2 protein-coding genes and 1 pseudogene are annotated in these 1,458 nt (G+C 47.3%); all 3 read left to right on the top strand.

All coding sequences use genetic code 11. The features are described from left to right. Positions 1–8: 8 nt before the first annotated feature. Positions 9–440: a cytochrome c-550 PedF gene (gene pedF / locus A3730_RS26235; protein ID WP_063539295.1), complete on the top strand. Its 432-nt coding sequence runs from the start codon at positions 9–11 to the stop codon at positions 438–440. A 1-nt stretch (position 441) separates the two neighbouring features. Beyond that, entirely contained in the window at positions 442–1,212 is a 771-nt protein-coding gene (locus A3730_RS26230; RefSeq protein WP_231880543.1) for a quinoprotein dehydrogenase-associated SoxYZ-like carrier, read from the top strand. After that, positions 1,184–1,458 (top strand): annotated as a pseudogene (locus A3730_RS32845) (hypothetical protein); the annotation flags it as partial. The gene A3730_RS26230 and the pseudogene A3730_RS32845, both read left to right, overlap by 29 nt.

The following is a 1,458-nucleotide window of genomic DNA, read 5'->3' as shown; positions in this document are numbered from 1 at the left end:
TGAATGTAATGATGCGCATAGTGGGAAGTGTGGCTTTATTAGGTTGCTCTGTGGTGGTCCATGGCCACGGTAATGTGACTCCACAAGGCGTAGATCTTCGCGGGTTGGAGACTCTTGGTGAGGAGTGGCGCGATACCAACCCTTACCGTGAAGATCATCCGCAGCATGAATTGGCTGTGGATATTGGCAGCTCTGCGTATAACCAGAACTGTGCAGCTTGTCATGGCCTGGAAGCCAAGTCGGGAGGTATAGCGCCTGATCTGCGAGAGCTGGAAAACGGTGATTACGGTGACGAATGGTACAAAGAACGGGTTGTAAATGGAGCTGTGCGCAATGGTCGCGTTCTGATGCCGAAAATGGCCGATTATCTCAGTCAGGAAGCTTTGTGGGCTATCCGAACCTGGCTTGAGACGGTCAGCATGGAAACAATGGGACAGTAAAATGCGATCTGTAATGGTGTTTCCCGGGCTATTGTTCCTTCTACTTATCAGTATAAGTTCAGCGCAAGAGAACAATACTCGTCAAGATAAGGATCCTCTTGATTCATTCATGTGGGAGCTATATCAGGATCGTTATCTGTCCAACGCACCAGTACATTTTGACTCGAGAGTGAAAATAACCGCCCCTGATTTTGCCGAAGACTCAGGGCAGGTTCCGGTAGAAATAGATGCCAGTCATCTTAATGGCAAGTTTGATAAAATGCTGCTTTGGGTTGAGCTCAATCCTATACCTATGGTTTTTGAATACAACCCCGGTACACAAGGGCTGGCAAAAGTAGGGTTGAATATCCGCCTGGAGCAAGGCTCTCCTGTCAGGGTGGCCTTGTTAAGCCAGGGTGTATGGCATGTTGGAAGCACTTTTATTGACGGCGCAGGGGGAGGTTGTTCAACACCAGGTATCGCTAATTCCGGCAAGAATTGGTCCAAAGATTTTGGTCAGGTTAGAGGGCGCAGGTTTCCTGCCAAGCAGGGTAGTCGGCTTCGTTTTTTGATTATTCATCCGATGGAAAGCGGTCTCCTTCCCAGTGAGATCCCTTTCTATATCGAAGAGCTGAAAATCAGCAGTAAAGGGGAAACGGTTGCGGATATGAAATGGCATGCCTCCATTAGTGAAAATCCAGTTTTAACGATTGAAATGAAAGGCGATGAAAGAACCCCATACAAGATGAAGGCTAGAGATAACAATGCTAATGTACTGGAATCACAAATTTGATTATCGAGTCTTGTTATCGTTAGCTACTTTGTTTCTTGCGGCAATTTCGGCCCCAGTGCATGGAGAAGATCTTAATATTCATCAAGTTGTAGAAAATGTATGGATGGTCCAGGGGGTGCCAGAGGAGCTTAGTGAAGAAAATAGGGGTGACATAAGTAACAGCTCATTCATTGCCACGGGGAATGGGGTAGTGGTAATCGATACGGGGGCAACAGCTGCTTACGGTCGGAGGTTCAGAGAGGCTAT

The sequence above is a fragment of the Alcanivorax sp. HI0044 genome (genome assembly GCF_001634945.1).
This window is presented reverse-complemented; position numbering and strand designations above follow the sequence as displayed.

What these genes read in the sequence shown, in the direction of transcription:
- A3730_RS26230 (WP_231880543.1), top strand. Translation starts at nt 442, where the DNA reads ATGCGATCTGTAATGGTGTTTCCCGGGCTATTGTTCCTTCTACTTATC.
- pedF (WP_063539295.1), top strand. Translation starts at nt 9, where the DNA reads ATGATGCGCATAGTGGGAAGTGTGGCTTTATTAGGTTGCTCTGTGGTG.